We start from the raw sequence: 25,003 nt of genomic DNA on the forward strand, positions 1-25,003 counted from the left end.
ATTCAACTAATCAAGGATTTTACCAGTAACTTCGTGCTCTTTCGGCACCGTTAGTTGAATTGTTTGGATCCGGCGGTTATCGGCAGAGACAATCTTGAAGGCAAAATCGCCAATTTCAATTTCTTCGCCTTTTTGTGGCATGTGGCCAAATTCGTGCAGTACGATACCACCAATGGTATCGGCGTCTTCTTCGTCGAATTCGCAGTTAAAGTATTCGTTAAAGTCGGCAAGTTCAGTTAAGGCCTTTAACTGATAGACTTGGCCAGCTAAGTGTTTGATATCTTCTTCAATCTCAGTATCGGTTTCGTCTTCAATTTCACCGACGATCAATTCGAGAATGTCTTCAATCGTTACTAAGCCTGAAACGCCGCCGTATTCATCAACAACAATTGCCATGTGATAACGTTCAGAGCGGAACTCTTTTAACAGCGGCTCTACTTTTTTACTTTCGGGGATAATAATTGCAGGGCGAATAACATCAGACAACGTGAAAGGTTCGTCAGTGCGATTAAAGCCGTAAGAGAGTAAATCTTTTGCTAATAAAATACCTTCAACGTGATCTTTGTCATCGTTGACAACAGGGAAACGCGAGTGGGCAGACTCCAAAATCTTCGGTAAGAACTCTTCTAATGACATGTTGATGTCGAGTGTCACCATTTGCGAGCGCGGGATCATGATGTCTCTAACGCGCATCTCAGATACACCTAACACGCCTTCAATCATGAGTTTGGTTTCAGGATTGATCAGTTCACGGTCTTCAGCATCGTTTAATACTTCAACCAATTCTTCTTTATTTTGCGGCTCTCCGGTAAATGCTTGAACTATTTTATCCAAAAACGATTTGTTCGAGGAGCCGTTGGTAGACTGGGGGTTGTCATCGCTCATAGAGCAGTGTGTTTCCTGTGTTATTAAAAAATATTAGCGTTCATTTAGCTTTCAATATAGGGGTTAGAAAACCCTAATTGCGCTAAAATGTCAATTTCTAAACTTTCCATTTCTTGCGCTTCATCATCACTTATATGATCAAAGCCCAACAAATGCAAGCATCCGTGGATCACCATATGAGCCCAATGTGCGCTCAATATTTTGTTTTGTTCTGTTGCTTCACGTTCAACCACTTGTTTGCAAATAATTAAATCGCCGAGTAAATCGAGCTCAATGCCATCGGGGACTTCAAACGGAAAAGATAGTACATTGGTTGGTTTATCTTTTCCGCGATACTGGTGATTGAGCGTTTGTGACTCTGCGCTATCGACAATACGAATGGTTAACTCAAAGGGTTTACTGTAGCGACTCAGGGCAGCTTCAACCCAGCTCTGAAAGTCACTGGTATTTGGCAAGTTGTCGCTAGATTCGCTAGCAATTTGTAAATCGAGCACGATAGTCACAAGTTTACTCGCGATCCTGAGATGGTGCTGCATTAACGCTACTGATAGTTTGCTGGGCAGCTTCAAGTTGTGCTTTTTCTAGCGCTATCTTTTCTTGTTTTTTCTGCTCTTTAATGCGGCTTACTTTGGCTTCGTGTTTTTCGTAGGCATCAACAATACGCGCAACCACTGGGTGGCGAACAACATCTTTAGATTGGAAAAAGTTAAAGCTAACACCTGGGATATCGTCTAATACTTCAATGGCGTGGCGCAAACCTGATTTTTGGCCTCGTGGCAAGTCAACTTGGGTAACATCACCTGTGATCACCGCGCGCGAGTTAAAGCCGATACGGGTTAGGAACATTTTCATTTGTTCAACCGTAGTGTTTTGGCTTTCATCGAGAATGATAAAGGCATCATTTAATGTACGACCGCGCATATAGGCCAGTGGCGCGATTTCGATAACACTGCGTTCAATGAGTTTTTCAACTTTTTCAAAACCGAGCATTTCAAATAAGGCGTCGTAGAGCGGGCGTAAATAGGGATCGACCTTTTGTGATAAATCGCCCGGTAAGAAACCTAACTTTTCACCAGCTTCAACGGCAGGGCGGGTCAATAAGATACGGCGCACTTCTTGTCGCTCTAATGCTTCTACCGCACACGCGACTGCCAAATAGGTTTTACCTGTACCAGCAGGGCCAATACCAAAGCTGATATCGTTGGTTAACACGTTTTGCACGTAAGTCGACTGATTGCCATTACGCGGCTTGACTAAACCGCGCTTGGTTTTAATGGTGACCATTTTAGCAAAGTCAGCGTCGTGCTCGGTCGGTGCTTGCTCAAGGACATCGGCCTCAAGAATGTTGATATGCACCATCTCTGGTGTTATCGCTTGCTGTTTGCCTTTAACGGTTTGTGTTTCAACGTAAAGGCTTTTTAGCATTTTTTCGACGGCTAAACAGTTTAGTTCTTGGCCAACAATTTTAAATTCGTGGCCGCGATAACTAATTTCTACCCCTAAACGGCGTTCAATGGTTTTGAGGTTATCGTCCATTGGACCACATAAATTAGCTTGTCTGGTATTGTCTACCGGTGCTAATTCAAAGGTAATACTGTGTTGTTTGCTCAATGAATTATTCCATTAAATTAATTGGTTTTAAATTAGTTAAGGCGTAAATGTCGCAACGCCTAATTCGTCAGCATTGCTTGGCTTAGCACCGTGATGGTTATTAGCTAAGATATCGGCTGGTGAATGGGCAATACGCAAGCCCATGTCTTTTTCTTCACGCACTAGCTCGCCGCGCAATGAATTGGCGTAGACGTCGGTAATTTTAACATCAACAAATTGACCAATCACGTGATGTGGCGCAACAAAGTTTACAATGCGGTTGTTTTCAGTACGGCCACGTAGCTCCATTGGATTCTTTTTCGACGGGCCCTCAACCAAGATGCGTTGCTCGGTGTCTAACATTTGGCGAGCAATGCGCAATGCTTGTTGGTTAATTCTGTCTTGTAAAATTTGTAGGCGTTGTTTTTTAACGCTTTCATCGATGTCGTCAACGATATCGGCAGCGGGTGTGCCCGGACGTGCTGAGTAGATAAAGCTAAAGCTCAAGTCAAAGTCGATGGCTTGGATTAAATCCATAGTGGCTTCGAAATCGGCATCAGTTTCACCTGGGAAGCCAACAATAAAGTCAGATGACATACATAAATCTGGGCGCGCTTTTTTCAATTTGCGAATTTTTGATTTGTACTCTAACGCCGTATGACCGCGCTTCATCATGGTTAAAATGCGATCTGAACCACTTTGAACAGGCAAGTGTAGGTGGCTAACGAGCTCAGGTACGTCTTTGTAAACTTCAATGATATCGTCGGTAAACTCAACGGGGTGAGAAGTGGTGTAACGAATGCGGTCGATACCGTCAATGGTAGCCACTAAACGTAATAACTCAGAAAAACGGCAGATGTCGCCATCGTGCGTTGCACCGCGGTAAGCGTTAACGTTTTGGCCTAATAAATTAACTTCACGAACACCTTGCTCAGCGAGTTGAGCAATTTCGTATAACACGTCATCTAATGGGCGTGATACTTCTTCACCACGAGTATAAGGTACAACACAGAATGTACAGTACTTGCTACAACCTTCCATAATAGAAACGAAAGCGGTTGCACCTTCCGCTTTTGGCTCAGGTAAACGGTCAAACTTTTCAATTTCAGGGAAGCTGACATCAACCACGGCTTCTTTGTTTTCACCGCTAGCTTTTTTGATCATCTCAGGTAAGCGGTGCAAGGTTTGCGGGCCAAATACCATATCAACATACGGCGCGCGTTGGCGAATCGCGTCACCTTCTTGTGAGGCAACACAGCCACCCACACCGATAATTAAATCAGGATTTTCATTTTTTAGGTTTTTCCAACGACCTAGCTGATGGAAAACTTTTTCTTGAGCTTTTTCGCGAATTGAGCAGGTGTTTAACAGGATCACGTCTGCTTCTTCAGCTTCTTGTGCTAACTCTAAACCATGCGTTGTGTCGAGAAGTTCTGCCATTTTCTGCGAGTCGTACTCGTTCATTTGACAGCCCCAAGTTTTAATATAAAGCTTTTTGGTCATTGATTACTTGCCTAAATTTTAATCAAAATATACGTGTTGGTATAAAAAGGACACGCATTTTACTCTTTCTTTCGCCAATGTGCCACAGGCTTTGACGGTTGAATGAGTAAATAACCTGAACTTTGGGATAAGAAGTTAGCTAACTTATTGAAAGTAGCAATTTACTACCACTGTTTACACTTCTAGCGAGGGATTTTTTCTTAGTACTAGACAAATTTGTTTGGAATACCCGCTATTGCACACAAATTTAACGACGTAATAAGGAAAAATAACCGCTAGAAAGCAATTTTTTATCCTAAGTTCAGGTTAAATAGTAATCAGGTTAAATATTGTTGGCGATATCGTTTTCTATAAACTCATCGACATGTTCGTCTAGGTTAAAGCTAATACCTAGCTGACTGGTGTTGTCACTGGTTCTATAGGTATTAATTTTTGCCTGATGACGCGCGGCAATCTTGCGAATGGTGTACATTGCCATGTTGAAGTCGATTTTACTGTCAAAGCCGTCAAAATAATCGTTGTCGTCTTCAATCCGCAGCCACAACTTTTGATTAAAGCGCTTGATTGACACCATAAAGTTATTACTTTTGCTGTGAGCAATGGCACTGTCGATAGCGCTATAGATAATTCGATAGATACTTTGCTGAAGTTGCTGTTCTAGATTGTCGATATCAAAATCAATCTGAGTACGCACTTTTACACTGTATTTTTCTTGCCAAAAATCAACCAAGTATTCGATACCGCCCGATAAAGACTGATGATTTAAACTACTCGGCGCTACGTTCGTTTTGTTGTCGGCAATGATACTAGCCGCTTCAGAAAGTAGCTTGCTGGCTTTGGTTTGCTCGCCTTGGTTTAATAGCCTTATCGCAACATTGATATTGCGCTCGAGATGATCAGATAGCAGGCCACGGTTTTTTAGGTCTTCATCCAGTACTTTATAGACAGAACTAATCGAGCGTGCTCGCGTGTAAATTAACCACAAAGATAACACCATTAAAGCTAGCAATAAGAGTAAGTAAATGATCCTGATTTGCGGTGTCCAGTACCAAGGGTAAGCCATATGAATATTGGTATAGGCAACATAATTGCTCCATTGGCCAAGGCTATTCGTGCCCATCACTTCGAGTGTGTAATCACCTGAAGATAAACCGGCAAGGGTAATTTGATTGCCACTGACTTTGGTCCAAACATTATCATTTAATCGATACTTAAATTGTTTATTGGTGTTAGCCCGATAATCTAAGCTGGCCAAATCAAGGGTAATGACATCTTTATTTGAGCCAACGTTAATCACACTGCTGTTAAGGCTCTGCTGACCCGATACGGCTGTTTTACTGATTTTTATTTTGGCGTTATAAAAATTTTTTTGCTTGTGATCAACTTCAATCAAACCTTTGGTGTGCCATGCGAATATTTTTTCGCCCATTAACACCGGCGCTGAACTGAAGTTTTTATCTTCGGTGCCCAAAACAACGGAGAGTTTGTAATTAGCAGGGTCTAACCTATATAGCCCAGGAGTAGCTGCTACCCAAACTTCATTGCCTACCACTAAGTTATAATGAAAGGATGTAGCAGGCCTTAGACGGGCTAACAAAATCCCTTGTAAATCGTAAACGTAAATGCCGCTACCAATTGTAAAAGCAAATATTTTGTTATCGATATGAGCAAGTGAAACGACCTTGTTACTGGTAAACTCACCTATTTGCTGCACAGTGTCGGTTTGGCTCTTATAAAGCTGAACACTATCAGATGTCGCGAGCCAGAGATCACCATTTGCCATTGTAACAATGTCGATAACTTCTAAATTGTGTAGACCATTTGCTTTATCGATAGTTTTGACAATCTTTTGTTGATTCAAATCATATTTTTTCACACCCGCATAGTTGGTACCTATGTACAATAAACTGTCTTTGATATGCAAGGTTAAAACTATCTTAATACTGTCGGTGTTTTTAAGCCGAGAGGCGCTTGAATCGCCTAGTTTATAGTGCCATAGGCCATCGAGTGTCCCGAAAATAATACTATTACCATGTTGGACCATTGTAGTTGTGTATTTGGCTCTATTTGGCAGTGAGATGTTTAATTCTGGATTTAGCCAAGGTGTAGGCTTTAAGGTTGCTAGTCCCTTGCCAAACGTGCCGATAAGTAAATCATCATTTACCGCCAGTAGTTCATTAGTATTGTGCTGGATATCGTAGGCTATTGGCGTGTTCTTAACGATGATTTCGGCAACATATTTGACCCCTTGATTAGTTAGCGCCCATAGGGTTTTTGAATTGTCGTGAAACAGTTTGAGTATTTTACTATTTGAAAACTTAGGGTAGTTAGCGGCAATAGGCTCAAGCGTTTGGCTGTTAAATTGATAAACGCTACCATCATCGCCGGTTGCTAAAATTGCTGTTTTGTCATGACTTGTGGTGATCGCTGTAATGTTTTTGGCAAGTGTTTGTTGGCTAATAACTTGTTTACCTTTTATCGTGATTAGCTTTTTTTCATCTTTAATGACCAAAGAGTCGCCAAGGGTTGCTGAAGACTTGATATCACCACTATAAATGGTGGAAAAGCCATTAGATGTATTTAATTGGATACTCCTATCTGAGATAACATAAAGTGCACCTTTGGTCGCTATAATCTCGCGAACATTGATGTTTTCTATTAATTTCGTGGTTGTCTGGGTGTTTAAGTCAAAGCTATAAAGCGTGCTTTTATCGGTAAAATAAATTTGGTTTCGACAGTAAGTCGCTAAATAAGGTGATTTTATATGGCTCGGCAAGGCGAGCCTTTCATAGTTCCCTGTTTTCGGATCTAAAGAATATAGGCCGTTGACTTGCGTGGAAACGAGGAGCTTACCTTGATAGGGAGATATACTTCTAACCCAAGTAAAAGGCACATGCCAGTCGTCACTATTGTTGGCAAATCGCAGGACATTAAAGCCGTCATACCGATAAAGGCCTTGTTGACCACTCAACCAAATAAAATCATCACGATCTTGGTAGATGCCAGTAATGTTATCTAAATCTTCAATCTCTGTGGCGTTAACACTTTGGTGTGTAATGAGCGCTAAGAAAGGTAAGCACAAGACTGTGCTTACCACAAAAGAGTTAAATAATGCTTTCCGGTGCCTCTTTTGGTGGGTGTACTCTGTTACCACAAACCATATAAACTTGAGGCAAGTCATCATCACTTGCAGGCTTTTGTACCAAAATGTAGGTTGGTTTTCTCGGATCATTAGGTTCTTGTTTTTCTTGCCACGCCTTGGTAATTGAGTCAGCGTATTTTTGTCCGTATTTTGTAGCAAAGGCGGTGGTTAACATTTCAACGCCAAAGTCGTCCATGATCATCATGGTGTTGTCATGGTAGCCACTTGTGGTATCAAAATCTATATCTACCGTTAAAATCTTGTTATTGGGTAAAATTAAATCGGCACGTAGCTTGGCTACTACCGCACGATCGGGTGCTGATTTTAATTGAGTGAGGTTGGGCTTTTCAGTAAAGTCATAGACTAAATTAATGTCTTTGGTAATGCGTTTACTTTCTTTTAATTGCGCCGACATAATGTCTCCTTGCATTTGCTCTTTTTATACTGCTAGGGTTAATTCTCTTGGTATAATACCAATTGAAATAAATATTTGACCGACTCAGAGCTACGTCAGGGAAGTTATAATAAAGCAAATTTATGCAGGTGTAGTCATTCTACATCAAGTAAATTTGTGAAATTATCACTTTTCTGACGAGCTCCCAAGGGCGAGTTTAAAAGGCTTTTATACTTCGTTACTGATTTTGATAAGGGAATAACCATTATCGGCAATCAAAGCCTTGTCTAAAAGCCTTTTAAATCTCGCTGAGTGACCAAATATTTAATTCACTTGGTATAAGTAAAGTTTATCGAAATTGCTATGTAGCAAGTTTTATTAGTAGCATAAAGCGCTTAACATGGAAATAGACAAAGACATAGGAAAGAAACCGATTGATTTCTAGTTGGAATTTTATATTTGTTAATAAAAAAGAATCAAATAGGCACCATGGTGCCACCTATTAAGTGGCATGAACAACTCAGTGATAAAGGTTTTGCCGTTATCGATAACTTCCTGCCTGAAGTAAGCGCTAATGCTTTGCGTAATAACATACTCAAACAACGACATCATCGCGCGTGGTGTTTACTGACAACGCCTTATCGCCCCCTTGCAAGCATCAAAGATGACATTAACAAACCGTATATCGACAAGCTAAGGCACAAACAAGCCGCTGTTGCGTATCGGCGAAAACAGTTTTCTTTCTCATTTTATCGCAGTGCCAACAAGCATCAGAAAAGTCATGACAACCAAAAGATTATGGCCCCCTTTTTAACCCAATTAAAACAGCGAGCACGAGCTGAACTAGGCGTTAGTGGCGAGTTAACTGATGCGTTTTTTGCCTCATTTGTCAAAGGACAATTTATTAGTTACCACACCGATGGCAAAGCAGGGCAGTTTGCTTTTATCTATCAGCTTTCCAAAGGCTGGCAACGCAAAAATGGCGGCCAATTGGTGTTATATCCCAAACAGGGCTCGCGATTTTATCAAAAAATAATTGAGCCGCGCTTTAACACGCTGGTGTTATTGAAGTTAGATCATCCAATGCCACATAAAGTTATACCTTTAAACACCAAATCATACCAACACCGCATCACGATTTCTGGTTGGTTAAAATAATTTTCTTCAGACAAGCAAAACTTGATATTCAGCAACCTTATTTGATTTACCCGTGTTAAGATAGCTGAAAAAATAACAGTGAGATAACTCGTGACAACATATGATTGCGCTATTGTTGGCGGTGGTATGATTGGCGCGGCAACGGCCGTTGCCTTAGCTGATTTAGGTTTGAAAATTGCGTTAATTGAAAGGTTTCAACCCGCTGCTTTTGAGGTAAATGGCACTGAGCCATTTGATCTTCGTATCTCGGCTATTTCGTTAAACTCACAGCAGTTATTAGAAACCCTTGGCGCATGGCCCTATATCGACCAAAGCAGAATATGCCAGTATAAACGCCTTGGGGTTTGGGAGGACGATTTCGCCTATACCGAATTTAATGCCCAAGAAATTGGCCGAGCGCATTTAGGCTATATGATGGAAAATCGCCAAATCCAGCTCGCGCTTTGGCAAGTGATCCAACAACATGCCAGTATTAGTTTGTTAGCGCCTGAACAAGTTAAACAATTTACCAATAAAGCCGATCAAGTGACTATTGAATTAGGTGAGCAAAACATCACGGCTAAGTTATTGATTGCTGCCGATGGTGCCAATTCACAAATTCGTCAGCTAGCCAATATTGGCGTAACGGGTTGGGATTACGCGCAATCAGCGATGTTGATTAACGTGGCAACATCGATTGAACAACAAGACATTACTTGGCAAAAATTTTATCCAACGGGGCCCGTCGCCTTTTTGCCAATGCCTGGCAATAATGCATCACTCGTGTGGTATCACAATAAGGCTGAAATTAATCGCTTAGCTGCATTATCGAATGAACAGTTGGCAGTTGAAATAGCGAACAGTTTCCCTGAAAAATTAGGTGAAGTGAACGTTTTAGGTAAAGGTGCATTTAACTTAACTCGTCGTCATGCTAATCATTATGTGAGTGGCCGAGTTGTCTTGCTAGGTGACGCCGCACATACGATCAACCCGTTGGCAGGCCAAGGGGTTAATTTAGGTTTTAAAGACGTAAAAGCCCTGCAAATGGCAATGGCTAAAGCGATAGGCGAAGGCAAAGCATTTGATGATCCCGCAACCTTAGCGAGTTATGAGCGTGCACGTCGTAGCGATAATTTGATGATGATGTCGGGGATGGATGCGATTTATCAAACGTTTACTCATCAATCACCTGTGGTTAAGTTTGTCCGTAATCTAGGTTTGTTTGCCGCGCAACGCGCGGGCAAGTTGAAAAGTAAAGCACTGGCCTATGCCTGTGGGGTTTAGCGGTTGAAAGTGGGTCATTCCCGAGGTGTGTTAGTCGGGAATCTTGTATTAAAGGTTTAAAAGTTTAAAAGTTTAAAGGTATCAAGGTTTAAAACATTCCAACGTTCCAACATTCCAACGTTACCACTTTCCAGCCTAATACCGTTGATTTCCAACTCATACCACCGAGTAAACCGATTGTTTTTATAAAGCGATATAAAATGACTGAACGAGAAACAATAGAGTAGGGAGTAAGTGTATAGATAACAAGGAAGAAGTGGCTGGGGTATGAGGATTTGAACCTCAGAATGACGGGATCAAAACCCGCTGCCTTACCGCTTGGCTATACCCCAATTAAGGTATGATACTTGTCAACAAAGCAAAGCGATCACTTTGTTGTATTTGAATGGTACGGGAGGAGAGACTTGAACTCTCACATCTTGCGATACTGGAACCTAAATCCAGCGCGTCTACCAATTCCGCCACTCCCGCGTAATTCAATGGTGGCTACACCGGGATTTGAACCTGGGACCCCATCATTATGAGTGATGTGCTCTAACCAGCTGAGCTATGTAGCCTTATACTTCGTATAAAAGTTTACTTGCGTCACTCATAAAAAGCTTAGAGGAAATCAATGGAAGAAGTGGCTGGGGTATGAGGATTTGAACCTCAGAATGACGGGATCAAAACCCGCTGCCTTACCGCTTGGCTATACCCCAACAAGGTAACTTCTCAATAAACATTTGCCAGCATCATTATTAGGAATGAAGTGGCTGGGGTATGAGGATTTGAACCTCAGAATGACGGGATCAAAACCCGCTGCCTTACCGCTTGGCTATACCCCAGCAATGTTCATTTTGCGCAATATAAAATTGCTTTGAATAATGGTACGGGAAGAGAGACTTGAACTCTCACGCCTCGCGGCACTGGAACCTAAATCCAGCGCGTCTACCAATTCCGCCATTCCCGCATTATTCAAATGGTGGCTACACCGGGATTTGAACCTGGGACCCCATCATTATGAGTGATGTGCTCTAACCAGCTGAGCTATGTAGCCATTCCAATTCTTGCCTCTGAGCAAGTGGAGCGTATTTTGCAGATATCGCAGGCTTACGTCAACCGTTTTTTAATAAAAAATTGTAGTTTCGCGACTGTTAGCTCAAAAACTCAACAAAGTTATCATTTGGTGAGCTAAAACGGTAAAGATACAGATTAATATGGCTGAAAAATGTAGACAAAAAAGCCAGAAGTTGCCGCTGTGATGCTTTAATTTCTGGCTTCTTTACAACAGTTGTTTTAATTTACGCGTTTACTCGCCACTTCACCGAGGTGAGCTGATGCCGCTTTAATAGCGTCTAAACTCGCTTCGACATCTGATTTTGGGGTTTTGCCGATCAAAAACTCACCCACTTCTAGCGAATTGTTTTTTGCCGCGAAGACTAAAATATTATCACCGTCGCAACCGACGCTTTCAAAAATCACCTTGACCTTAATCTTTTGATCTTTTAAGTATGATCTTAAGCGTTTTTTATCATTTGCTTTAACGTACTCGCAAACTCGAACTGAAACATCGTTGGCTTGAGCTTTTGGTGCATTAATTAGGACAAATGTAGCGATTAAAATAGTTAAAAATACTTGTTTCATGTTTACCTCATGTTTTCATATTATCCACCCTAAGTATGGTAGATATTTAAAACTTTTCTCAAAAAGTAACAATTTATTTTTTGATAATAAAAAGGTCAGTATAAAAAATCATACTGACCTTGTTATTTTTAAAGGTTTACAGCCTTTGTTGAGCTTAAATCTTTAGTTAAATCTGTCGTTAACCGTTTAGCTAGACATTAAATCTAAAGTGCACGACATCACCATCTTTAACGATATAATCTTTACCTTCTAAACGCCATTTACCTGCTTCTTTCGCGCCAGACTCACCGTTGTATTGAACGAAGTCATCGTAACCAACCACTTCCGCACGGATAAAGCCTTTTTCAAAGTCGGTGTGAATAACACCTGCCGCTTGTGGCGCGGTCGCGTTTTGGCGCACCGTCCATGCGCGAACTTCTTTAACACCAGCGGTAAAGTAGGTGTGTAAGTGAAGCAAAGAATAACCGGCATTGATCACACGGTTTAAGCCTGGCTCTTCTAGGCCCATTTCTTCCATGAAGATCTCGCGATCGTCTTCGTCCATCTCAGAAAGCTCACCTTCAATTTCTGCACAAACGGCAACCACTACAGCATCTTCTGCGGCTGCAATCTCTTTGACTTGATCAAGGTAAGGGTTGTTTTCAAAACCATCGTCATTAACGTTGGCAATGTACATCGTTGGCTTGATGGTTAAGAAGTTTAAGTACTTAACGGCAGCTTTTTCTTCTTTAGATAAATCTAAAGAGCGGATCATGTTACCTTCTTCAACGTGTTTTAAGATTTTCTCTAACACAGGTAATTCGAATTTCGCGTCTTTGTCGCCGCCTTTGGCTTTCTTTTGTTGACGAACGATAGCGCGCTCTGCGGTGTCCATATCGGCAAGGGCTAATTCTGTGTTGATTACATCGATGTCATCAGCTGGGTTTACCCCACCTGCTACGTGAACAATGTTATCGTTTTCAAAACAGCGAACAACGTGGCCAATGGCATCTGTTTCACGGATGTTAGCCAAGAACTTGTTACCTAAGCCTTCACCTTTTGATGCGCCGGCAACAAGCCCGGCAATATCAACAAACTCCATAGTCGTTGCAATAACGCGCTCTGGGCCAACAATTTCTGCTAGCTTATCTAGGCGAGGATCGGGTACTGGCACGACACCTGTGTTTGGTTCAATAGTACAAAACGGGAAGTTAGCCGCTTCAATACCAGCTTTGGTGAGTGCGTTGAAAAGAGTTGATTTACCAACGTTTGGCAAGCCAACGATACCACATTTAAATCCCATGTCTGTATCCTATAAAGTTGTTACTGTGCTTTGAATGAATGTAGACGGTTTTGGGCTTTTTTGAGACCGTCTTTTTGCCAAATCTCAAAACATCGACTGGCTTCATCAACACATTGTTCAATTAAGTTTTGCTCTGTTGCAGGTGCTTTGCCTAGCACATGCCCGGTTACGCGATCTTTGTGGCCCGGGTGGCCAATACCAATGCGTAAACGATAGAAGTCTTTATTATTTGCCATGCGGGCGATGATATCGCGCAAACCATTGTGGCCACCGTGACCACCGCCTTGTTTTATCTTAATGATCCCCGGCTCCATATCGAGTTCGTCGTGAGCGACCAAGATGTTTTCAACAGGAATGCGATAAAAGTTGGCAAGGGGTGCTACCGCTTGGCCGCTTTTATTCATAAAGGTAGTTGGGATCAATAAATGGACAAGTTCTTCGCCAATATAGCCTTTGCCATAGTAGCCAAAGTATTTTTTTTCAGGGCGTAAGGAAATGTTATAGCGCGAGGCGAGTTCTTCTACGAACCAGACACCTGCATTGTGGCGTGTTTTAGCGTATTCGGGGCCGGGATTACCCAGCCCCACAACTAGCTGAATGTTAGTCGTCAAGGAATGTTCCTCGTCGATTATTCTTCAGTAGCTTCTTCTTCAGCTGCTTCGTCATCGCTGCCGCCTTTAGGAGCGTTAGCAGTAACAACAGCTTGGTCGTGATCTTCACCTTTCGCTAATTCATCAGACGTTACGCCTTTTGGTAATTTAACGTCAGATAAGTGTAGCGTTTGACCAACTTCTAAGTCTGCACAGTCAACTTCAATGAACTCTGGTAAGTCACCTGGTAAACAAGTAACAGCGATTTCATTGATGTGGTGAGCAATTACAGCACCTTTCTTAACAACAGCTTCTTCGTTGATGAAGTGAACTGGAACGTTAGTGTGTACTGCGTGAGTAGCGTCAACACGCATGAAGTCTAAGTGCATTACTAATGGCTTGTACGGGTGACGTTGCATGTCTTTTAATAAACACTCAACTTTCTCACCGCCAACGTTTAACGTTAACACTTGTGAGTAAAACGCTTCTTCTTCTTGTGCACGGAACACGTGACGGTGCTCTAATGTTAAAGAAATAGGGTCTTTGCCTTCACCGTAAAGGATCGCTGGAACTTTGTTCGCGTGACGTAGGCGGCGGCTCGCACCTTTCCCTAAGTCTGTACGTACTTCAGCATCCAAAGTCAAAATATCAGTCATGATTTTGTACTCAAATATTAGATTAAAATAAGTGTTGTTTTTTGCGACCAAAAACAACTATGTAGGCCCAATTACCGGCAAAATTGCTAATGCTTAGGTAAAAAAGGCGCGCAATGATAACACTTAGCGCATTGTATTGCCAATGGTTTAATCTAAAATATCCGCAGATTATTACAGGCCGTATTTACTGGCGATGGTTTGATAGCCGTCGTTGGCTTTGAGTGCTTTGATACAGGTATCTACCGCGTCTAAAAAAGCTTGTTTATCTTTAATCGCTGTTCCCTTTTTTGACACAGTCAAGTAATAAGCTTTAGTTTTAACCGTTAACGGATGGACGGTCACCTTGTCTGTAATACCGAGTTGCTTAGCGCGCCACTTAAACGTTTCTTTGGAGTTTGCCATCACTTGAAAGCGCGGTGGGGAGGTCATCATTTGGCCAAACATGGCGTCAATATCGTATCCTTCGGTTACTTCATCATGTAGTCGTTTTTCTTCGATGATTTTAAGAATTTCAGGTGTGTGGGAGATCCCAGATAAATTGCCAAATTGATAACGGTATAAATCATTGATTTGATTTATTTCAATGTTTTGGTCTTTGACGGAAACAAAGCCGTATTCACTCAAAAAAATTGGCTCCTTGCCATAGATAACAAATTGCTCTCGCGAGATTTTGTGCGAATAAACAGCGACATCGAGTTGTCCTGATTTCATATAAAGGTGGGTGCGCTTAACTGGCAAGGTAAGGTAGTTGAGCTGATATTGCTCGTTATTGATACAAGTCGTTAGTAACTCTTTGCCTAACCCCGGTAGTGAGCCTTCAAGATTGGGAAAGAAAAACGGTGGCCACTTTATATCATTTATTGTGACTTGCGTTGGCGCTGCCAAAAGGCGAGTACAAAACAACAGTAAAAGTATGAACGCAGAAATTGACACACGCATAACATCACCCTCATTTGTTGGTCTTTCTTAAGCATAGTAAACAACTTAAGTGTTGTCGCGTCATGTCAATCAATGTCGTTACTAAGTCAATATTTGTCAACTATGCTTGACTTATAGTGGTGAAAACTTGTGACAATCGGGCAGACAGATGGCGATAATCATAGCGGCGATACCTTTCTTTTTATTATTGATAGCAATTGAGCTTTGGTTTGATCACAAGCGCAAAACCCATTACTACCGATTTAACGATGCGATTAACTCGCTGAGCATTGGTATTTTGAGTCGCTTTACCGGGGTATTGAAATCACTGATCCCACTGTCGATTTATTGGCTGATTTATCAAAAATACGCGCTATTTGATTTACCGAAAGACAGTATTTGGGTATGGATTTTTGCTTTTGTTGTTTATGACTTGGCGTATTATTGGGCGCATCGGTTAAACCATCGTATTCACGTGATGTGGGGCTCACATGTTGTTCATCATTCGAGTGAAGAATACAACTTAACAACGGCGCTCAGGCAAACCAGCTCACCGAGCTTGTTGGCTTGGTTGGTTTATTTACCGATCGCGTTAATTGGCGTTGACCCTGTAGTATTTATTGCCTGTGCTTCATTGAATTTGGTTTATCAATTTTGGGTCCACACACGCCACGTTGATAAAATGCCAGCCTGGTTTGAAGCGATTATGGTAACGCCCAGTCATCATCGCGTGCATCATGCGTTAAACCGCGACTACATTGATAAAAACTACGCAGGTGTGTTTATTATTTGGGATAAACTATTTAACTCTTTTCAAGCAGAAAAAGACGAGGTAGACATTGTTTATGGTGTCAGTCATCAGCTTAAGAGTTGGAATCCGTTTTGGGCAAATCTGCAGGTATATTGGAATCTGATAAAAGATGCCTACTATGCTCGGTCGTGGAAAGATAAGTTCAAGGTGTTTTTTATGCCGCCTGGTTGGCGCCCAGAAGATGTCAATGCGGATCACCCGAGAAAATACGCAACCACAAAAACGCTGATAAAATATGAAGTCAGTTTACCTACCGTGATGAAAGTCTATATTTTGTGCCAATTTGTGCTGATTTTAGCGCTGACGATCACCTTCTTATTGACTATGACCCGTTTGAGTGTATTTGAACTCGCGATAGTGGGTGCTTTTGCCAGTATTAATTTGGTGCTTTTTAGTGGATTACAAGAATTGAAGTCATGGATTTTGTGGGTTGAACCTGTACGACTGATGTTTTTATCTCTCTTGTTTTACATTTTACTTGTGCCGTTGGTGAGTTGGCATTTAGAAAGCTTTTTAATCGGTATTACTTTGGTTGAGCTATTAGCTTTTTATAAAACTGTCAAGCTGACAATGGCCAGTGAAGCAACTAGTTAAGCATCAACGGGATGGGCTTTTGTCGATAGGCTTGTGGTGTTAGACCAAACCAGCGTTTAAAGGCGCGTTGAAAAGCGCTTTGCTCTGAATAACCAAGTATCGTCGAGATGTACAACAGTTTGTGGTTAGTTTGGCTCAAATAGCTAATCGCTAGTTGTTGCCTGATTGATTCGATAAGTTGGCTTAAATTGGTTTGCTCTTGTTGAAATTTACGTTGAAGTTGTCGGCTACTTAGTTCTAAATGTTGAGCAACATCATCTAAACTCGGTACGCCATTAGGTAACTGCTCGATAATATATTCACGAATTATATCGATTGAGGCTTTTTGACGTTTCGCTGCCAGTAATTGTTCAGCGTGACTTAATAAAAGCTTTAAGACGTCATCGTTAGCACTAACGATAGGGTGCAACAGTGAGTATTGTTTTATCTTCACGCCATTAAAGTTGTCACCAAAAACCACCTTGCAACGAAAATAATCTTGATACTCTTCAAGTTGTGAAGGGCACTCGTGGGTAAAGTGAACACTGACCGGTGCATCATCATTGCGGGTGTAACTAAAGGCATAAGTTAGCCACGCCGTTATAACATGCTCAATGTTATTGATACTCGCATCAGGGTGTGCGATATAACGCATGATGACACTATCACCGTCAGTTTCATGCTCTGCCTGACCAACGTTGCCAATTAAGCACTGATAGCGTTTTTGATACGCCAACGCGTCAAGTAAGTTGGGTGCCGCAACAACGATATGACCAAGGATCCCCCAAATACCTAAGTCAAATGCCTGGCCAAAATGAAAGCCTAGATTTTTAATTGGTAGGTGTGCTTGACCATAGCTAAACAGTGCCTCGTATTGTGCGAGTGAATAAACGCTTTGCGATTGTATAAATGATTGCTCGTCTGTAGCTAAGATATTGAGTAAAACTTGTTTATCCAGACCTTGCTGGCAAAGATAATTTACGAGCGACTTTACCCCGTATTGCGGCACTTGATATTGCATTTATTCACTCTGCACTTGGCGTTGGTGATAACGGAAAATACCACTGACAATAAAATATTGGGCGCTGTAATAGGTCAACATCACCCAAAGACTCGCTAACGGAATGGGGCTAACAAATAAGTTTAACGCCAATAGGGTATCTGATACCAAAAAGCAAAATACACCAAAGGTAAGTTGGTTATTTATTTGTTTATACAAGGCAATGATCGCCATGCAACTTATCACGATGAGGTAAATCAGCACAGGGACTAACAAACTGCTGGTGTGTGGCAGAATTTGTGAACCGGCGATTAAGCTAAATACGACAACCGCGAACACGGCAAATAAACGATAATCACTTGGCGATGATTTGAGTGAAATAAAATAGACACTATAAAAAATATGAGCAGATAAAAACGCCACTAAACCATATTGAAAGCTCAATGGAAAACTCAGCGCTAAGCAGATATCACCAATAAGACTTGCCAACAGTGCCAAGCTCATGAACCACTTGCTTTTGCCGGTTAATAATTGAAAGCAGGTTAACGCCAGTAGAAAAATAGGTAAGGCTTTGACACTAAACTGATAGGGATAAGGGGTAAAGGGCAAACTGAGTAAATATATCGTGGCCGTGATAATAAATAACAGTCGAATACGATGCTCAACACCACTAGCTGTTATTGGGGGACTCTGTAATTTATTCATATCATTATTATGTTATTTATTTTATTCGCTTTTTTATAGCATTTAATAGTGGCAAATAATAGCGGAGCAGGCCGGCAGGAGTCAGAAAAGGCTGTTTAAGGCTTGAGGGTGGGAAAGTTGGAAAGTTGGAAAGTTGGAAAGTTGGAGGGGGGAAGGTTTGAAGGTTGGAAGGTTGGAAGGTTGAAAGGAAGGGGAGTTGTCAGTTTGGAGCTGTTAGTTGGGAGCTATAAGGCGATAGGGCTTTAAGGTGTTACCGCTTTCCAGCATTACCGCCTTTCACTGAAGTGAGTCATTCCCGAGTGTTTTTATCGGGAATCTCAAGATTGTTACTCAGGTATTGTGTTGGCTAGCGAGTAATTTATCGAAATTGGTATAAGTAGTTAGAAAATAAAAACGGAGCACATGGCTCCGTTTTCTTTACGATCTTTTGCGGCGATTAGTCTTCGAACATCGCAGAGATTGAATCTTCGTTGCTCACGCGACGAATCGCTTCAGACAACATACCGCTCAACGTTAATTGACGTAAGTTAGGTAGTGCTTTTAACTCGTCTGATAATGGGATTGAATCAGTCACGATCACTTCGTCGATGACTGAATCTTTTAAGTTTTGCACGGCGTTACCAGAAAGCACTGGGTGAGTCGCATAAGCATAAACATTTTTAGCACCGTGATCTTTCAACGCAGCCGCCGCTTTAGCTAACGTACCACCTGTGTCGATCATATCGTCTACGATGATACAGTCGCGACCTTCAACGTCACCAATAATGTGCATAACTTGAGCAACATTGGCTTTCGGGCGACGTTTATCGATAATCGCTAAGTCAGCGTCATCTAATAACTTGGCAACAGCGCGTGCACGTACAACACCACCAATGTCAGGAGAAACAACAACTGGGTTGTCTAAGTTCTTCTCTACCATGTCTTCAAGTAAGATTGGTGTACCGAACACGTTATCTACTGGTACATCGAAGAAACCTTGAATTTGCTCAGCATGAAGGTCAACTGTTAATACGCGGTCAACCCCAACACTTGATAAAAAGTCAGCAACAACTTTTGCTGTAATTGGAACACGAGCACTGCGTACACGACGATCTTGACGCGCATAACCAAAATAAGGCATTACCGCCGTAATACGGCCAGCAGATGCACGGCGAAGTGCGTCTACCATGACGATTAATTCCATTAAGTTGTTGTTAGTTGGTGCGCAAGTTGATTGGATGATGAATACATCGGCACCGCGGACGTTTTCAGTGATTTCAACACTGATTTCACCGTCGCTGAAACTACCTACTTTTGCTTCGCCTAGGTTCATGTATAAGCGATCAGCAATTTTTTTAGCCAGTTCAGGGGTGGCGTTACCCGCAAAGATCTTCATGTCAGGCACTGTCAGTTCCTCAGAAACTTTTTTTGACATTAAAATTAACGCTCATCGTCATTAACCTTGAGTCAGTAACTATGAGCAATGAATTTACTTTTTGCCAATAATTGGCAACTTATACCAATTTGATTAAGAAGTTGTTAAGTCAGGCTTTAATCAACTTGGTCATCGCGCTATTTAGAATGACAATTTCTCTATAGCGTGTTTTAAAGGAGAAATATTAGCTCCTTTAGCTACAAACGATTCAATACCTGATGGCAATTTACTTTGAATGTAACGCGCCTCTTGTTCAGTAGCAAAGCTCGAAAAAATACAAGCGCCTGTTCCTGTCATTTGAGACGGCGCGTATTCTATCAACCAAGCCAGTAGCTTGGCAACCTCAGGATAGTGATTTATTACCCAATCTTGGCAATCGTTATGGCATTGTTCGAGTGAATAATTTGTTTTATCAATAACCGGCGTATTACGTGTTAAGTCTTTCGCACCAAAGACTTGCGCCGTTGAGATACTCAAATTTGGCTTAGTGACCAAGTACCAGTGCTCGGTCGGATTTTGTTTCGAAATAATTTCTCCAACTCCTTCGGCAAAAGCGGCATGACCATGCACAAAAATAGGTACGTCGGCGCCTAATTCGAGTCCTAAGTCGGCGAGTGTTTGTGCACTTAACTGCGTTTGCCACAAGGCGTTTAATGCGACCAATACCGTCGCTGCGTTTGACGAACCACCACCTAAGCCACCACCCATTGGCAATACTTTATCGATGGTAATTTTTACTCCTTGGCTAACTTGCCCAACGGCTTGTAATTTTTTGGCCGCTTTGAAGATGAGGTTGTCAGTTACCTCAACGCCTTCAAACGGGGTGAGTAAATCGATTTTGCCATCGTCGGTGAGTTCAAAATGCAGCGTGTCACCGTAATCAAGAAATTGAAACAGGGTTTGTAAATTGTGATAACCATTCGCGCGTTGGCCGGTAATATGAAGAAATAAATTGAGTTTTGCAGGTGCTGGAAAGCTAAAAATACGGCTCACAGGTTAGGTTTCCCATCGATTGATTTGTAGTTTTATCGTTAAATCACCTTGAGTGATATCAACTTTATGCGGCAACATCACATTGTTGACCATTTTAAATTGGCGGTATTTTACCTGCCATTGTTGTTGATTAAAATGGCTAGAAAGTTGATAAGGTAAAACTTGTTGTGCTTGGTAGCTCAGTTTATCTGACGGCAAATAGGGGCTAGCTTTGAGCCAGTGGCTCAAGGCATCAACCGGCAGGGTTAAACCGGTGAGTTGCCAGATGAGTAGGGCGAGATTGTTGCCTTGATGAGTTTCTCCGTCAGCGTGAATTAAATAATGCTCACTAGTTTGTTCGATATCAACAATATTAATGCCCAGAAAGGTCGATAGGCTGAGCTTTTCAACGGCGTGATCTTTTACTTGCCACAGCACATTGGCACTTTGGCGTTCATTCGGACTAATAAATGCCAATTTTCCTTTGATTTGCCAACTGGCTAACTGTGCAACATCAGCTTGATGTTGACTAGATGAACTAACCTGGGGGGATGATATTGGTTTGGTTGTACTACAGCCATAAAGGAAAATAAACAGCGGGAAAAGCAGATAAATTTTACAATTACTAGATAATTTCATTATTTTTAACGTTTTGTTGCGAACAACTTATTTGAACACAGTATGTAAGGTGCTTTCAATCATAAGCGTTTTTTCGTAAAATACCCCGAATTATTTTGTTGGCATTATGTTTTTGATAATTTCATTAAATGATTATCAAGATAACGTGTTTTATTGTTTAAATTTTATTACGGGTAAGTTGTTGCTTCTATGTCAATTGTCGCAGTAGGGATCAATCATAAAACCGCGCCGGTCTCGGTGAGGGAAAAGATTGCCTTTAGTCCTGATTCGCTTACCCACGCATTGCAAGAAATGCTGTCTCAAGTGCAGTGTCAAGAAGCGGCAATTCTCTCTACCTGTAATCGCACTGAATTATACCTTGTCAAGCCCGGTGAGCATGAGTTAACCCAAGAAAAAGTGGTCTTATGGCTTGAACAGCATCACAATATTCCGGCATCAACGCTAGTACCCAGTTTATATTGGCATCAAGACCAAAAAGCGGTTACCCACATGATGCGGGTGGCATGTGGCTTGGATTCACTGGTGTTAGGTGAGCCGCAAATATTGGGGCAAATGAAGCAGGCGTACAGTCAAGCCAAAGCGGCTGGCTCGATGGCCTTAGTGATGGACCGATTGTTCCAACGCACTTTTGGTGTCGCCAAACAGGTTCGAACCGAAACGGAAATTGGTGAAAATGCCGTTTCAGTGGCTTTTGCTTCAGTGAATTTGGCTAAACACATTTTCGGTAAACTCAATAAAGCGCGGGTGCTATTAGTTGGCGCAGGCGAAACTATCGAACTGGTTGCTAAACACTTGTACGACAATCAAGTTGGCCACATTACGGTAGCGAACCGAACCATCTCACGTGCTGAAGGCATGGCTAAGCAAATTGGCGCCGATGTCATAACTTTAGCGCAAATACCTGAGCAAATGGCCAAAGCCGATATCGTGATCAGCTCTACGGGCTCAACGTTGCCGATCATTGGTAAAGGTATGGTGGAAAAGGCGCTTGCTGAGCGCAAGCACAGACCCATGTTTATGGTCGATTTAGCGGTACCTCGTGATATCGAAGAGCAAGTCGCACAATTAGAAGATGCTTTCTTGTATACCGTTGATGACTTGCAAACAATTATTGCGCAAAATATTGAAAATCGTAGAAAAGCTGCAGTACAAGCCGAATCGATTGTTTCAAACCAAGCCGACAATTTTATGCAATGGTTGCGCGGGCTCAACACCCAAGATGCGGTGATCAGCTATCGCAATCAGTGTATGGCTGAACGCGATACATTATTAGAAAGAGCGCATAATCAATTATCAAATGGTAAAAACCCGGAAGCGGTTTTAAATGAATTAGCAACAAAATTAACTAATAAATTAATGCACGCACCAACCAATGCTTTACAAAAAGCAGCACAAGGCGGCGAGTTAGACAAACTTATCTATTTGCGTGATGTCTTTGATTTAGATATTGAAGATATCAGCAAGCAAAAATAGACCTCACAAAGAGAACCTGAATTTCCATGAATAAATCCGTTTATTTAAAACTTGAAGGCTTAGTTGAACGCTTTGAAGAAGTTCAAGCGTTGCTTTCTGATCCAGAAACCATCGCCGATCAAGATAAATTTTTAGCGCTGTCTAAAGAGTTCAAACAACTTGAAGTCGTTGTTAAAGCATTTAACGACTTTCGCGGCGCTGAAGATGATTTAGCCACTGCTGAAGAAATGCTAAAAGAAGACGATCCTGACATGCGCGAAATGGCGCAAGAAGAATTCAAAGCAGCGAAAAAAGCGATTGAAGAGCTTGAGCAAGAATTACAAATTCTGTTGTTGCCACGTGATCCAAACGACGATAACAACTGCTTTGTTGAGATTCGCGCCGGCGCAGGTGGTGATGAAGCGGCTATTTTTGCTGGTGACTTATTCCGCATGTATTCTCGCTATGCCGAGAAAAAAGGCTGGAAAGTTGAAGTAATGAACATGAATGAGTCAGAGCAGGGCGGCTATAAAGAAATCATCGCGAAAATCAACGGTGAAGGCGTTTATGGTGAAATGAAGTTTGAATCAGGTGGTCACCGGGTTCAACGCGTACCTGAAACTGAATCACAAGGCCGTGTTCACACTTCAGCTTGTACTGTGGTAGTGATGCCAGAAATTCCTGAGTCAGAAGCCATTGAAATTAACAAGGCTGATTTAAAAGTGGATACTTTCCGCGCCTCAGGTGCCGGTGGTCAGCACGTTAACAAAACCGATTCTGCGATTCGTATTACTCATATTCCAACGGGCATTGTGGTTGAGTGTCAAGATCAACGCTCACAACACAAAAACCGCGCTCAAGCAATGTCTGTTCTCGCTGCGCGATTGCAACAGGCAGAAGATGACAAACGCCGCGCTGAGGAAGAATCATCGCGCCGTAGCTTAGTCGCTAGTGGTGACCGCAGTGAGCGTATTCGCACCTATAACTTCCCTCAAGGCCGTATGTCTGATCACCGCATTAACTTAACCTTGTATCGCTTAAACGAAGTGATGGAAGGTAACTTACAGTTAGTGATGGAGCCTATTTTACAAGAGAACCAAGCGGACTTACTCGCGGCACTTTCTGAGCAAAACCAATAGGCAACATGTTTAACGCGCCGATTACCGTTAAACAATTAATTGGTCAAGCGAGCCAGTTACTTAACGATAAATCTGACAGTCAGCAACTCGATTGTCAGATTTTGCTTTGTTATGTCTTGGCGAAGCCGAAAAGTTACTTGTTAACCTGGCCCGATGCCGAGCTTACTTCTGAGCAACTCGCAACGTTTTCTCGCTTATTTGAGCGTCGGTTAGCCGGTGAACCCATTGCCTATATTGTCGGTGAACAAGAGTTTTGGTCATTACCGCTCAAAGTCTCGAGTGCTACGTTAATCCCAAGACCTGATACTGAAACCTTGGTAGAGTTGGTGTTAAATCATCATCAAGCTGAGGTTCTTAACGTGCTCGATTTAGGTACAGGTACTGGCGCTATCGCATTGGCATTGGCAAGTGAGCAGTCCCAATGGCAAATTGAAGCGGTTGATTTCAATTGTGACGCCGTTGCGCTGGCTAATGAGAATAAGATAAACAACGATTTAACGAACGTCGAGATATATCAAAGTGATTGGTTTAGTAACGTTAACGGTACATTTGACGTTATTGTTTCAAATCCACCCTATATTGATGAGCAAGATCCTCATTTGAGCCAAGGCGATGTTAGGTATGAGCCTAGCTCTGCACTGGTAGCACCTGAGCAAGGTTTAAAAGACTTGCGACATATTATCGACAATGCTCGCAAGTATTTTAAAGCAACCGGTGGTTGGCTTTACTTGGAGCACGGCTATGATCAAGCAGAGCAAGTTCGAGCGTTATTGAAAGCATATGGCTATCAAGCGCCCAAAACACAAAAAGATTTGGGTGATAACCCTCGTATCACGTATGCTAGCTTTTTGGCTTAGTTTTCTCTATTTAAAAAACAATAATCAATAAGGATAAATAATGAAACATTTACACATGACATTGGCCGCGCTAAGTATCGGATTATTTTTCTTGCGTTTTGTTTGGCTGATGATGGGTTCAGGTCAACTAGAAAAGAAATGGGTGAAAATCACGCCACATGTTATTGATACCGCTTTGTTAACCGTTGGTATTGTTATGGCGGTTAAACTTGCCTTAAACCCACTTGAATATATGTGGTTTGGCGAGAAAATTGTTGCTGTTTTTGCTTACATCTTTACTGGCTATTACACCTTAAAGCTCGCGCGCAACAAAACTATGCAAATTATTGGTTTTCTGGGCGCAATGGGCTGGGTAATGTTGATTGCTCGACTTGCTATCGATAAACAGCCGATATTTTTTATTTAATATTACTAAGCAGTTGAATATTGATGTTTAG

General features: G+C 41.9%; 23 protein-coding genes and 7 tRNA genes. 7 read left to right on the forward strand and 23 right to left on the reverse strand.

Annotation, left to right across the window (positions count from 1 at the left end):
* Positions 1-6: 6 nt before the first annotated feature.
* The 6 genes from LP316_RS08995 to LP316_RS09020 all read right to left on the reverse strand — a co-directional run bounded on the left by LP316_RS08995 (position 7) and on the right by LP316_RS09020 (position 7,535).
* Positions 7-885: an HlyC/CorC family transporter gene (locus tag LP316_RS08995; RefSeq protein WP_193020674.1), complete on the reverse strand. Its 879-nt coding sequence runs from the start codon at positions 883-885 to the stop codon at positions 7-9.
* 44 nt (positions 886-929) lie between these two features.
* Positions 930-1,421 carry an rRNA maturation RNase YbeY gene (gene ybeY, locus LP316_RS09000; protein ID WP_413470652.1) on the reverse strand — a complete coding sequence of 164 codons (492 nt, stop codon included), beginning with the start codon at positions 1,419-1,421 and terminating at the stop codon, positions 930-932.
* Complete coding sequence (locus LP316_RS09005) at positions 1,393-2,496, reverse strand: PhoH family protein (protein WP_413470653.1); 1,104 nt, start codon at positions 2,494-2,496, stop codon at positions 1,393-1,395. The genes ybeY and LP316_RS09005 overlap by 29 nt, the downstream gene beginning before the upstream one ends.
* A gap of 36 nt (positions 2,497-2,532) precedes the next feature.
* The gene (miaB, locus tag LP316_RS09010) at positions 2,533-3,978 is read right to left on the reverse strand and encodes a tRNA (N6-isopentenyl adenosine(37)-C2)-methylthiotransferase MiaB (protein WP_193020675.1); all 1,446 of its coding nucleotides are present in this window, start codon (positions 3,976-3,978) and stop codon (positions 2,533-2,535) included.
* A 322-nt stretch (positions 3,979-4,300) separates the two neighbouring features.
* Complete coding sequence (locus LP316_RS09015; protein ID WP_193020676.1) at positions 4,301-7,060, reverse strand: triple tyrosine motif-containing protein; 2,760 nt, start codon at positions 7,058-7,060, stop codon at positions 4,301-4,303.
* Positions 7,061-7,082: 22 nt separating this feature from the next.
* Positions 7,083-7,535, reverse strand: coding sequence for a hypothetical protein (locus LP316_RS09020; protein ID WP_226960704.1), 453 nt, complete (start codon positions 7,533-7,535; stop codon positions 7,083-7,085).
* 438 nt (positions 7,536-7,973) lie between these two features.
* On the opposite strand from LP316_RS09020, the gene LP316_RS09025 reads away from it, so the two are divergent.
* The gene (locus tag LP316_RS09025; RefSeq protein ID WP_193020678.1) at positions 7,974-8,672 is read left to right on the forward strand and encodes a 2OG-Fe(II) oxygenase; all 699 of its coding nucleotides are present in this window, start codon (positions 7,974-7,976) and stop codon (positions 8,670-8,672) included.
* A gap of 90 nt (positions 8,673-8,762) precedes the next feature.
* Positions 8,763-9,935 carry an FAD-dependent oxidoreductase gene (locus LP316_RS09030; RefSeq protein WP_193020679.1) on the forward strand — a complete coding sequence of 391 codons (1,173 nt, stop codon included), beginning with the start codon at positions 8,763-8,765 and terminating at the stop codon, positions 9,933-9,935.
* A gap of 257 nt (positions 9,936-10,192) precedes the next feature.
* Here LP316_RS09030 and LP316_RS09035 read toward each other — a convergent pair.
* The 12 genes from LP316_RS09035 to LP316_RS09090 form a co-directional block, all read right to left on the reverse strand.
* Positions 10,193-10,267, reverse strand: a tRNA-Gln gene (locus LP316_RS09035).
* Between the two features lie 54 nt (positions 10,268-10,321).
* Positions 10,322-10,406 (reverse strand) — tRNA-Leu (locus LP316_RS09040).
* 9 nt (positions 10,407-10,415) lie between these two features.
* A tRNA-Met gene (locus LP316_RS09045) sits at positions 10,416-10,492 on the reverse strand.
* A gap of 66 nt (positions 10,493-10,558) precedes the next feature.
* A tRNA-Gln gene (locus tag LP316_RS09050) sits at positions 10,559-10,633 on the reverse strand.
* A 51-nt stretch (positions 10,634-10,684) separates the two neighbouring features.
* A tRNA-Gln gene (locus tag LP316_RS09055) sits at positions 10,685-10,759 on the reverse strand.
* Between the two features lie 40 nt (positions 10,760-10,799).
* A tRNA-Leu gene (locus LP316_RS09060) sits at positions 10,800-10,884 on the reverse strand.
* A 10-nt stretch (positions 10,885-10,894) separates the two neighbouring features.
* Positions 10,895-10,971 (reverse strand) — tRNA-Met (locus LP316_RS09065).
* Between the two features lie 239 nt (positions 10,972-11,210).
* Positions 11,211-11,558, reverse strand: a complete 348-nt coding sequence (locus LP316_RS09070) for a DUF3718 domain-containing protein (protein ID WP_193020680.1) — start codon at positions 11,556-11,558, stop codon at positions 11,211-11,213.
* A 190-nt stretch (positions 11,559-11,748) separates the two neighbouring features.
* Positions 11,749-12,840 carry a redox-regulated ATPase YchF gene (gene ychF / locus LP316_RS09075; RefSeq protein ID WP_193020681.1) on the reverse strand — a complete coding sequence of 364 codons (1,092 nt, stop codon included), beginning with the start codon at positions 12,838-12,840 and terminating at the stop codon, positions 11,749-11,751.
* 20 nt (positions 12,841-12,860) lie between these two features.
* Positions 12,861-13,451: an aminoacyl-tRNA hydrolase gene (gene pth / locus LP316_RS09080; RefSeq protein WP_193020682.1), complete on the reverse strand. Its 591-nt coding sequence runs from the start codon at positions 13,449-13,451 to the stop codon at positions 12,861-12,863.
* Positions 13,452-13,468: 17 nt separating this feature from the next.
* On the reverse strand, positions 13,469-14,086 hold the full coding sequence (locus LP316_RS09085) for a 50S ribosomal protein L25/general stress protein Ctc (protein ID WP_193020683.1): 618 nt from the start codon (positions 14,084-14,086) through the stop codon (positions 13,469-13,471).
* A 171-nt stretch (positions 14,087-14,257) separates the two neighbouring features.
* Positions 14,258-15,025 carry a substrate-binding periplasmic protein gene (locus tag LP316_RS09090; protein WP_193020684.1) on the reverse strand — a complete coding sequence of 256 codons (768 nt, stop codon included), beginning with the start codon at positions 15,023-15,025 and terminating at the stop codon, positions 14,258-14,260.
* Positions 15,026-15,173: 148 nt separating this feature from the next.
* On the opposite strand from LP316_RS09090, the gene LP316_RS09095 reads away from it, so the two are divergent.
* Positions 15,174-16,409 (forward strand): sterol desaturase family protein, encoded by a 1,236-nt coding sequence (locus LP316_RS09095; RefSeq protein WP_193020685.1) that lies wholly within the window; start codon positions 15,174-15,176, stop codon positions 16,407-16,409.
* Here LP316_RS09095 and LP316_RS09100 read toward each other — a convergent pair.
* The 5 genes from LP316_RS09100 to lolB form a co-directional block, all read right to left on the reverse strand.
* Complete coding sequence (locus tag LP316_RS09100; RefSeq protein WP_193020686.1) at positions 16,402-17,409, reverse strand: AraC family transcriptional regulator; 1,008 nt, start codon at positions 17,407-17,409, stop codon at positions 16,402-16,404. The genes LP316_RS09095 and LP316_RS09100 overlap by 8 nt on opposite strands.
* Positions 17,410-18,093 carry a lysoplasmalogenase gene (locus LP316_RS09105; RefSeq protein ID WP_193020687.1) on the reverse strand — a complete coding sequence of 228 codons (684 nt, stop codon included), beginning with the start codon at positions 18,091-18,093 and terminating at the stop codon, positions 17,410-17,412.
* Positions 18,094-18,529: 436 nt separating this feature from the next.
* On the reverse strand, positions 18,530-19,477 hold the full coding sequence (locus LP316_RS09110) for a ribose-phosphate pyrophosphokinase (protein WP_193023858.1): 948 nt from the start codon (positions 19,475-19,477) through the stop codon (positions 18,530-18,532).
* Positions 19,478-19,648: 171 nt separating this feature from the next.
* The gene (ispE, locus tag LP316_RS09115; protein ID WP_193020688.1) at positions 19,649-20,500 is read right to left on the reverse strand and encodes a 4-(cytidine 5'-diphospho)-2-C-methyl-D-erythritol kinase; all 852 of its coding nucleotides are present in this window, start codon (positions 20,498-20,500) and stop codon (positions 19,649-19,651) included.
* 3 nt (positions 20,501-20,503) lie between these two features.
* A complete protein-coding gene (gene lolB / locus LP316_RS09120; protein ID WP_193020689.1) occupies positions 20,504-21,118 on the reverse strand; it encodes a lipoprotein insertase outer membrane protein LolB in 615 nt (204 codons plus the stop codon).
* Positions 21,119-21,307: 189 nt separating this feature from the next.
* Here lolB and hemA point away from each other — a divergent pair, with 189 nt between their 5' ends.
* Genes hemA through LP316_RS09140 form a run of 4 tightly spaced genes read left to right on the forward strand, consistent with a single transcriptional unit; the run spans position 21,308 to position 24,972 of the window.
* On the forward strand, positions 21,308-22,591 hold the full coding sequence (hemA, locus tag LP316_RS09125) for a glutamyl-tRNA reductase (RefSeq protein ID WP_193020690.1): 1,284 nt from the start codon (positions 21,308-21,310) through the stop codon (positions 22,589-22,591).
* 26 nt (positions 22,592-22,617) lie between these two features.
* The gene (gene prfA, locus LP316_RS09130; protein ID WP_193020691.1) at positions 22,618-23,709 is read left to right on the forward strand and encodes a peptide chain release factor 1; all 1,092 of its coding nucleotides are present in this window, start codon (positions 22,618-22,620) and stop codon (positions 23,707-23,709) included.
* 5 nt (positions 23,710-23,714) lie between these two features.
* On the forward strand, positions 23,715-24,566 hold the full coding sequence (prmC, locus tag LP316_RS09135; RefSeq protein ID WP_193020692.1) for a peptide chain release factor N(5)-glutamine methyltransferase: 852 nt from the start codon (positions 23,715-23,717) through the stop codon (positions 24,564-24,566).
* A 40-nt stretch (positions 24,567-24,606) separates the two neighbouring features.
* Positions 24,607-24,972 carry a SirB2 family protein gene (locus tag LP316_RS09140; RefSeq protein ID WP_193020693.1) on the forward strand — a complete coding sequence of 122 codons (366 nt, stop codon included), beginning with the start codon at positions 24,607-24,609 and terminating at the stop codon, positions 24,970-24,972.
* The last annotated feature ends 31 nt before the right edge of the window (positions 24,973-25,003 follow it).

This window comes from Thalassotalea sp. LPB0316 (assembly GCF_014898095.1).
Lineage (GTDB): Bacteria > Pseudomonadota > Gammaproteobacteria > Enterobacterales > Alteromonadaceae > Thalassotalea_G.

What these genes read in the sequence shown, in the direction of transcription:
- hemA (WP_193020690.1), top strand. Translation starts at nt 21,308, where the DNA reads ATGTCAATTGTCGCAGTAGGGATCAATCATAAAACCGCGCCGGTCTCG.
- prmC (WP_193020692.1), top strand. Translation starts at nt 23,715, where the DNA reads ATGTTTAACGCGCCGATTACCGTTAAACAATTAATTGGTCAAGCGAGC.
- LP316_RS09020 (WP_226960704.1), bottom strand. Translation starts at nt 7,535, where the DNA reads ATGTCGGCGCAATTAAAAGAAAGTAAACGCATTACCAAAGACATTAAT.
- LP316_RS09105 (WP_193020687.1), bottom strand. Translation starts at nt 18,093, where the DNA reads ATGAATAAATTACAGAGTCCCCCAATAACAGCTAGTGGTGTTGAGCAT.
- LP316_RS09100 (WP_193020686.1), bottom strand. Translation starts at nt 17,409, where the DNA reads ATGCAATATCAAGTGCCGCAATACGGGGTAAAGTCGCTCGTAAATTAT.
- ybeY (WP_413470652.1), bottom strand. Translation starts at nt 1,421, where the DNA reads ATGCAGCACCATCTCAGGATCGCGAGTAAACTTGTGACTATCGTGCTC.
- LP316_RS09140 (WP_193020693.1), top strand. Translation starts at nt 24,607, where the DNA reads ATGAAACATTTACACATGACATTGGCCGCGCTAAGTATCGGATTATTT.
- LP316_RS09085 (WP_193020683.1), bottom strand. Translation starts at nt 14,086, where the DNA reads ATGACTGATATTTTGACTTTGGATGCTGAAGTACGTACAGACTTAGGG.
- LP316_RS09070 (WP_193020680.1), bottom strand. Translation starts at nt 11,558, where the DNA reads ATGAAACAAGTATTTTTAACTATTTTAATCGCTACATTTGTCCTAATT.
- LP316_RS09090 (WP_193020684.1), bottom strand. Translation starts at nt 15,025, where the DNA reads ATGCGTGTGTCAATTTCTGCGTTCATACTTTTACTGTTGTTTTGTACT.
- miaB (WP_193020675.1), bottom strand. Translation starts at nt 3,978, where the DNA reads ATGACCAAAAAGCTTTATATTAAAACTTGGGGCTGTCAAATGAACGAG.
- LP316_RS09095 (WP_193020685.1), top strand. Translation starts at nt 15,174, where the DNA reads ATGGCGATAATCATAGCGGCGATACCTTTCTTTTTATTATTGATAGCA.
- LP316_RS08995 (WP_193020674.1), bottom strand. Translation starts at nt 885, where the DNA reads ATGAGCGATGACAACCCCCAGTCTACCAACGGCTCCTCGAACAAATCG.
- ychF (WP_193020681.1), bottom strand. Translation starts at nt 12,840, where the DNA reads ATGGGATTTAAATGTGGTATCGTTGGCTTGCCAAACGTTGGTAAATCA.
- lolB (WP_193020689.1), bottom strand. Translation starts at nt 21,118, where the DNA reads ATGAAATTATCTAGTAATTGTAAAATTTATCTGCTTTTCCCGCTGTTT.
- prfA (WP_193020691.1), top strand. Translation starts at nt 22,618, where the DNA reads ATGAATAAATCCGTTTATTTAAAACTTGAAGGCTTAGTTGAACGCTTT.